Here is a 7,469-nt window from a genome sequence, read left to right as displayed (position 1 = left end):
AAAGCCGCTTCAGCGTACGCCATGGCGCAACGCAGTGAACTGGTCGAGTCGGTGCGTTTAATTGCCGAACGCTACCGTCAGCATGCCGACATTTTTGTGGGCGGCGTACCTATGATTGCCTCTGATATGGTGGCCTTTGTACGCAGTGATTTGGTGGTGTTCGGTGCTGCCATTGTGGGCGTTATGATGTTGGTGTTAGCTGTGGTGTTTCAACGTGCGCGTTGGGTCGCGATACCCGTTGTGACTTGTATCGTCACCGTAGCTGTTGTTCTGGGTATTCTGGCGGCCATGGATTGGCGTATGACTGTCATATCGTCTAACTTTGTGGCGGTATTGCTGATTATATCTTTGTCGATCGCCATTCATTTGGTGGTGCGTTACCGCGAAATACATCAGCGTAATCCCGATATGGCTGATGCCGACCGAATCGAAGCGGCCATGGCTGCCATGGCTGTGCCCTGTTTGTACACTGGCTTGACGACGATTGTTGCCTTTTTGTCGTTGTTGGTATCGCGTATACAGCCTGTTATTGATTTTGGCTCGATGATGACGCTGGGTATTGCACTGGCCTTAATTTTTGCTTTTACAGTCGTTCCAGCCATGATGCGCGTATGGCCGGCGGGAAAGCCGATGGTGCATACCGCGGATCAGAAACCCTTTACAAGACATTTTGCCCGTTGGGTGGACGAGCGCGGTGGTCTTATTCTTACATTAACAGGCGCTTTGGTGGTGACTGTGGTGGCGGGCGTGAGCCAGCTGAAAGTCGAGAACCGATTTATTGACTACTTTAAAGAAACTACCGAGATTTATCAGGGTATGGAGCTGCTAGATGCTGAGCTAGGCGGCACGATTGGGTTCGATATCACTTTAGCGGCCCCTGAAGAAATCGATTTGTTCGCCGATCTTGGTCGTAGTGGCAACACAGAAGCAGACGCAGGCGATTTTGCGGATGACGACCCGTTTTTGGAGGACGACCCGTTTGCTGGATCATCACAAGATGATCTCTTTGCTGCAGACGAAGATCTGTTCGCCTCAGAAGGCGATGTGTTCGCAGAGGATGACCCATTCGCAGACGGGGATTTGTTCAGTGACTCTACCGATGTTGAGAAAGCTCAAGAGGCGGGGTTTACACCGAGCTATTGGTTTAGTTTGCAAGGCCGACAAGAAATTGCCGCAGTACAAAATTATCTGCAAAGCCGCGATGAGGTTGGCAAGGTCATGTCGCTGGATACCTTGTTCAGCACGGTGGAGGTGCTATTTAACGGCCCTATAGGTAGTGTCGAATTGGCCTTAGTGCAGCGTAGCATGCCCGCTGATATCGCCGATTTGTTGCAAACGCCTTATTTTGATGCTGAGCGTAACGAGGCACGTATTAGTTTGCGTGTTAAGGAAACCAGTAAAACGCTCCGTCGCGACGCTTTCTTGCAGCAGGTCAAAGACGATTTGATCAACGAACTTGGCATTGAAGAAGAGCGTATCACTATGTCGGGCATGTTGGTCCTGTATAACAACGTCCTACAAAGTTTGTTTGCCTCGCAGATCATGACCTTAGGTGCGGTTTTTGGTGTGATTTTGGTGATGTTTTATCTGTTGTTCCGTTCGCTGAGTTTGGCGCTTCTGGCATTGGCCCCTAATTTGCTGGCGGCGGGTTTGGTGCTGGGTATCATGGGCTTGGCGAACATTCCGCTCGATATTATGACTATTACCATCGCTGCGATTGTGGTCGGTATGGGAGTCGATAACTGTATTCACTACGTTCATCGCTTTAAGCGAGAATTTGCGTTAGACCAGAGTTACACCGCGGCCATGCATCGCTGTCATTTAAGTATTGGGCGCGCGATGTACTACACGACCTTAACAGTCGTGATCGGTTTTTCGATGCTGATTCTGTCAAACTTCAAGCCAAGTACTTATTTTGGTGCGTTGACGGCGGTGGCGATGATTGCTGCGGTGCTGGGTGCGCTTCTTCTGCTGCCGCGTTTAATTGTGTTGCTGAAGCCCTTGGGCCCCGAAACCAATCATGCAGTGTCGTGAACATTGTGCCGCCTGCTGTTGGGTGCCACATATTCAGCAACCCTATTATGGTATGCCCAATGGCAAGGCTGCGGGCGAGCGCTGCGTGCATTTAATGGATGATGACCGTTGTGCTTTATTCGGTGATCCGAGGCGCCCCCGATGGTGTAATGACTTTAAAGCGGAGCCCGAATTTTGTGGTTCGAGTAAAGAAGAGGCCATGCAAATTTTGACGTGGCTTAACGAAGTGTCTGACCCAACAAAGGCCTAAACATGCAGTCTGAATACCCTCTGTTTCCGTTGCCGACGACCCTGCTGCCCTATGGCAAGATGCCGCTGCAGATATTCGAGCAGCGGTACCTAAAACTGGTGAAGCAGTGCATGCGAGAGGGATCGACCTTTGGTGTGATTCAATTGGTTAAGGGGAGCGAAGTCATGAAAGATGGCCGCCGTGTTCCCCCTGTGGTTGCCGAGCGTGGCACGGTGGCGCAAATTGTCGATTGGGATCAGCTGCCTAATGGATTGCTGGGTATTACCTTGCAAGGCAAAAACACGTTTACCGCCTCGAACCTGCGGGTGGCAGAAGATGGCTTGGTATTGTGTGACGCAGAGTTTGAGGCAGCGCTGACACCCGCGCCCCTGCTGGACACCTGGGAGGGGTTGGCCGAAGTGCTGGAGTCACTCGAAGCCCATCCTCATGTGGAACGCTTGCAGTTGGATATCGATTATCGCGATGCTTGGCAGGTAGGTTACAACTTATTGCAGCTGCTACCACTGGATGAATCGTTAAAATTATCGCTACTAGCTCCGGGTTCTCTAGAGCGTCTCATGGCGACACTGGATCAAGAATTGACGCAATTGTCGGGCGATTAAGGATTAAAGATTAGCGTCAAAGCCACCGCATTGGCGCCAAATATTCACAATGTTGCAAAATAACTGGGCGGTACGGTCGGCATCATAGGCCGCAGAGTGTGCGGCTTTGTTATCAAACTCGATCCCGGCTTGTAAGCACGCTTTGGCCAGTACCGTTTGCCCAAAAGCAAGTCCCGCGAGGGTCGCGGTGTCAAAGTACGAGAAGGGGTGAAATGGGTTGCGTTTTAAACCCGTTCGCTCGACTGCCGCATTAATAAATCCCGCATCGAAATGCGCGTTGTGGCCTACTAAGACTGCGCGTGTGCAGTGGGTGCTTTTGATTTCTTTGCGAATCGTTTTAAAAATGCTTTCTAGGGCGTCGGCTTCTGATAGCGCCTCGCGAAAGGGGTGGTAGGGATCAATACCGGTAAATTCTAAAGCGGAGGCTTCGAGGTTAGCGCCCTCAAAGGGCACGACATTGTGGTGTACCGTCTCGTGAACATACAGGTCACCGTCTGGCTCCATGCGTACGATGGTGGCCGCGACTTCAAGCAATGCATCGGTCTGGGCATTAAAGCCGCCAGTTTCGACATCAATAATGACGGGCAAGAAGCCCCGAAAGCGCTGTTTGATCTCGCAAAGCTCTTCGTCGGCGCTCACTGGGGATCCTTAAGTACGCTCCAAGCAATCTCGCCACCGGCGCGCATTGGTATGAGCTGGCTGTCGGCCATAGCAAGGCTTTGGGGGACGCTTTGAGGTTGTTTAACCAGCGTGATGGTGTCGGTATTGGGTTCTAGGCCATAGAACTTAGGGCCGAACACCGACGCAAAGTTTTCTAGCTTCTCCATGGCGTTCGCTTGCTCGAAGGCCTCAGCGTAGAGCTCTATCGCTGCGTGGGCGGTATACACGCCAGCACATCCGCAGGCAGATTCCTTGGCACCTTGCATGTGAGGTGCTGAATCGGTGCCCAAGAAGAAGCTTGGATCGCCCGACGTTGCCGCTCGAATCAGAGCCTCTTGGTGGGTACGACGCTTTAATACGGGCAGGCAGTAGTGGTGTGGGCGAACGCCACCCACGAGTAAATCGTTCCGGTTAAGCAGCAAATGATGCGCGGTGATGGTTGCGCCAACGTGGGCGGGTGATTCGGCCACAAACTGCGCAGCTTGAGCCGTGGTGATGTGTTCGAACACAATTCTCAAGTTTGGGAATCGCTGGGTAATAGGCAGCATGTGCTGCTCGATGAAAACCGCTTCGCGATCAAAAATATCGACGTCTGCTTCTGTGACCTCGCCGTGCACTAACAACGGTAGGCCAACTTCCTCCATGACCGCCAGCACGGGGTACAGCCCACTCAAATCACCAACGCCCGCATCGGAATTTGTCGTGGCACCGGCTGGGTACAGTTTGGCACCGTAAACACAGGGTGATGCTTTAGCCTCGCGAATATCTTCGGGGCGTGTTTGGTCTGTTAAGTACAGCACCATCAAAGGGTCAAATTGTCGGGTGCTAGGCATGGCCGCTAGAATGCGTTCTCGGTAAGACACGGCTGCTGTGACGGTGGTGACAGGTGGGGTTAAGTTAGGCATGACAATAGCCCGGCCCATAACCTGTGCCATGTCGCCTACAGTGCGTGTCAGTGAAGATCCATCGCGCAAGTGCACGTGCCAATCGTCGGGTCGAATAAGCGTTAAGGACTGCAAAGGTAAACTCCTTGATCAATGCCACGATGCTACCTGAAACAGGCGCTTTTCGAAACCAAGACTGGGAATTGATTTGCGGCAAGAGTAAACTATGCCACCTTAAATTTTAGCTTTACGGAAATTGTCATGAGCGACATCAACAAAGTGGTACTGGCTTACTCGGGCGGCCTAGATACATCGGTGATTGTGCGTTGGTTGCAAGACACCTATAACTGCGAAGTAGTTACCTTTACTGCCGATATCGGTCAGGGTGAAGAAGTCGAGCCTGCGCGCGCCAAAGCAGAGGCTTTGGGTGTTAAAGAAATCTACATCGAAGATCTACGCGAAGAGTTTGTGCGCGATTTCGTATTTCCAATGTTTCGCGCTAACACTGTGTACGAAGGCGAGTATTTGTTGGGCACCTCTATTGCCCGCCCCCTAATCGCTAAGCGCTTAGTCGAAATTGCGAACGAGACCAATGCCGATGCGATTTCTCATGGCGCCACCGGTAAAGGGAATGACCAAGTGCGGTTTGAATTAGGGGCTTATGCGTTAAAGCCCGGTATTCAAGTAATTGCGCCCTGGCGTGAGTGGGATTTGAACTCACGTGAAGCACTTATGGCCTACTGTGAAGAGCGCAACATTCCGGTTGATTTCTCGAACAAAAAGAAGAAGTCACCCTACTCAATGGACGCTAACCTGCTGCACATCTCATATGAAGGCGGCCAGTTGGAAGACCCTTGGGTCGAGGCAGAAGAAGATATGTGGCGTTGGTCGGTTAGCCCAGAGGCGGCGCCCGATGAGCCTACCTATATCGAGCTGACTTATCGCAAGGGTGATATCGTTGCGATTGATGGCGTCGAAATGAGCCCCGCGACGGTCTTAGAAACCCTGAACAAACTGGGTGGGGCCAATGGTATCGGTCGCGCTGATTTGGTGGAAAACCGCTACGTGGGCATGAAGTCGCGGGGTTGTTACGAGACGCCTGGGGGCACCATTATGCTCAAGGCCCACCGTGCGATTGAGTCACTGACGCTTGACCGTGAAGCAGCACACTTAAAAGACGAGCTGATGCCGCGCTACGCCAAACTGGTCTACAACGGTTACTGGTGGTCGCCCGAGCGTATCATGCTGCAAAAAGCGATTGATGAATCGCAAACCTTCGTCAACGGTAAAGTACGGGTCAAGCTGTACAAAGGCAATGCTATTGTGGCAGGCCGCCAGTCAGACGACAGTCTGTTCGATGCGCACATCGCCACCTTTGAAGATGACGCGGGTGCCTACAATCAGAAAGATGCCGAGGGCTTTATTAAGCTTAATGCGCTGCGTATGCGTATTGGAGCTAACCGGGGTCGGAAGTACGATTAGCTCCAACGGAGTGTCTGACAGAGGCGCCAAGTGGGCGCCTTTTGTCGTTGTGGGTTGGTGTTTTTCACATTATCCTGAGCGCATCATAATAAAAGGATGCAACATGGAAAAGCGCGCGTTTCTTATCTCGCCCCTATTCGCCGCGGCACTCGCACTAACAGGCTGTCAAAATTCTGAGCGTCAAAGTATTGAACCACAGAAAACCGAGACCAGCAGTCATCAAGATGTCACTGACGTCCTAGTCACACCCACCAAAACCGCCTTGTTTGGTGATTTACACGTACACACCTCACAGTCGTTTGATGCTTTTGTATTTGGCGTGCGTCGTTCGCCTGAGGACGCGTATCTCTATGCTCAAGGTGAAGCCATCCCGCAAGATGCCGGCGGGATGATACAACTTGCGGGTCCGCCCTTAGATTTTTACGCCGTGACCGACCACGGTGAATACTTAGGCGTGGTGCCTGCTATGGCTGACCCCAACAGTCCGATGTCGAAGACGGCAACAGCCCAAGCGGCCTTTGGCGCCAACGCCAGCCAATCAGATGCTACGTTCGCGAAGATTGGTCTGTCCTTTGTAACGCAGTCGCCGCTTGAGGATATTTACGATCGCAGTTTTATTGCCGGTAATTGGCGTAAAACGGCAGATATTGCCGACCAATATTATCGACCGGGCGAATTCACGACCTTTGCCGCTTACGAATTCACCGCAATGCGGGTTGTCGATGTCGAGCAGGGAGCGGCAGCAAATTTGCACCGTAACGTGGTGTTTGAAGATACTGCGCCTGACGACATTTTTACGACCCTCCTGTCTGGTGATCCTGCTGAGCTCTGGAATTGGATGGAGCAGCAGCGCGCTGCTGGGAATGATTCTTTAGCCATTCCGCACAATTCGAATGCTTCGAACGGTTTAATGTTTTCGGCTACCGATGAAAATGGCGAGCCCCTATCCAAAGAATTGATGGAGCAACGCGTGCGCAACGAACCCATCATGGAAATCACACAAATTAAGGGTACCTCGGATACGCGCCCCGCATTTTCACCGGACGACGAGTGGGCTGAGTTCGAGCATTACCCTTATCTGATTGGTTCGAATATGCTGAATCAAGACGCCGAGGGCAGTTACGCACGCCCCTCACTTAGTAAAGGTATTCAGCTCCAGCAGGAGCAGGGTGCTAATCCCTTCGAATTTGGCTTCATTGGTGCCAGCGATACGCACTTAGCGGCGGGAACCTATGTGGAGTCTACTTACTGGGGGAAATTCCCTTCGGAAGGGCGGGACCCAAAATTACGTCATTCAGTACCCTACGGTCCCGCAGGAACGGAATGGGAACAGGCAGAGAATTCAGGCGAAGAGGGCTTGCTTGTTGGTAGGTCGGCGGCCTCATATTCTGCCAGTGGTCTGGCCGGTGTTTGGGCGGAATCGAATACGCGCGAGGCAATTTTTGCAGCGCTGAAGCGTCGCGAGACCTTCGGCACATCGGGTCCAAGAATGCAGGTACGTTTTTTTGCGGGTGACTATCAAGAGGATTTGCTGACCAAAGTCGATACGCTTGAAAC

General features: G+C 52.1%; 7 protein-coding genes. 5 read left to right on the top strand and 2 right to left on the bottom strand.

All coding sequences use genetic code 11. The features are described 5' to 3' along the window. The 3 genes from ACTF5Z_RS10540 to ACTF5Z_RS10530 form a co-directional block, all read left to right on the top strand. The coding region (locus ACTF5Z_RS10540; RefSeq protein WP_438985595.1) for an efflux RND transporter permease subunit at positions 1 to 2,034 on the top strand (2,034 nt) is incomplete at its 5' end. Continuing rightward, entirely contained in the window at positions 2,021 to 2,284 is a 264-nt protein-coding gene (locus ACTF5Z_RS10535; RefSeq protein WP_438985594.1) for a Fe-S-cluster oxidoreductase, read from the top strand. The genes ACTF5Z_RS10540 and ACTF5Z_RS10535, both read left to right, overlap by 14 nt. 2 nt (positions 2,285 to 2,286) lie before the next feature. Continuing rightward, entirely contained in the window at positions 2,287 to 2,886 is a 600-nt protein-coding gene (locus ACTF5Z_RS10530) for an LON peptidase substrate-binding domain-containing protein (RefSeq protein WP_438985593.1), read from the top strand. Between the two features lie 3 nt (positions 2,887 to 2,889). Here the strand turns inward: ACTF5Z_RS10530 and rnt are convergent, their stop codons facing one another. Together rnt and pyrC are read right to left on the bottom strand one after the other, a co-directional pair. Beyond that, complete coding sequence (gene rnt, locus ACTF5Z_RS10525) at positions 2,890 to 3,525, bottom strand: ribonuclease T (RefSeq protein ID WP_438985592.1); 636 nt, start codon at positions 3,523 to 3,525, stop codon at positions 2,890 to 2,892. Beyond that, positions 3,522 to 4,565 carry a dihydroorotase gene (gene pyrC, locus ACTF5Z_RS10520; protein WP_438985591.1) on the bottom strand — a complete coding sequence of 348 codons (1,044 nt, stop codon included), beginning with the start codon at positions 4,563 to 4,565 and terminating at the stop codon, positions 3,522 to 3,524. The genes rnt and pyrC overlap by 4 nt, the downstream gene beginning before the upstream one ends. Positions 4,566 to 4,691: 126 nt before the next feature. Between pyrC and ACTF5Z_RS10515 the strand changes: the two genes are divergently transcribed. Together ACTF5Z_RS10515 and ACTF5Z_RS10510 are read left to right on the top strand one after the other, a co-directional pair. Then, positions 4,692 to 5,912, top strand: coding sequence for an argininosuccinate synthase (locus ACTF5Z_RS10515; RefSeq protein WP_009576179.1), 1,221 nt, complete (start codon positions 4,692 to 4,694; stop codon positions 5,910 to 5,912). Between the two features lie 103 nt (positions 5,913 to 6,015). Continuing rightward, a partial coding sequence (locus ACTF5Z_RS10510) for a DUF3604 domain-containing protein (protein ID WP_438985590.1) occupies positions 6,016 to 7,469 on the top strand: 1,454 nt, incomplete at its 3' end.

This window comes from Aequoribacter sp., from assembly GCF_965659035.1.
GTDB lineage: Bacteria > Pseudomonadota > Gammaproteobacteria > Pseudomonadales > Halieaceae > Aequoribacter.
Note: the sequence above shows the minus strand (reverse complement) of the source record. Positions and strands in the feature narration are given on the sequence as shown.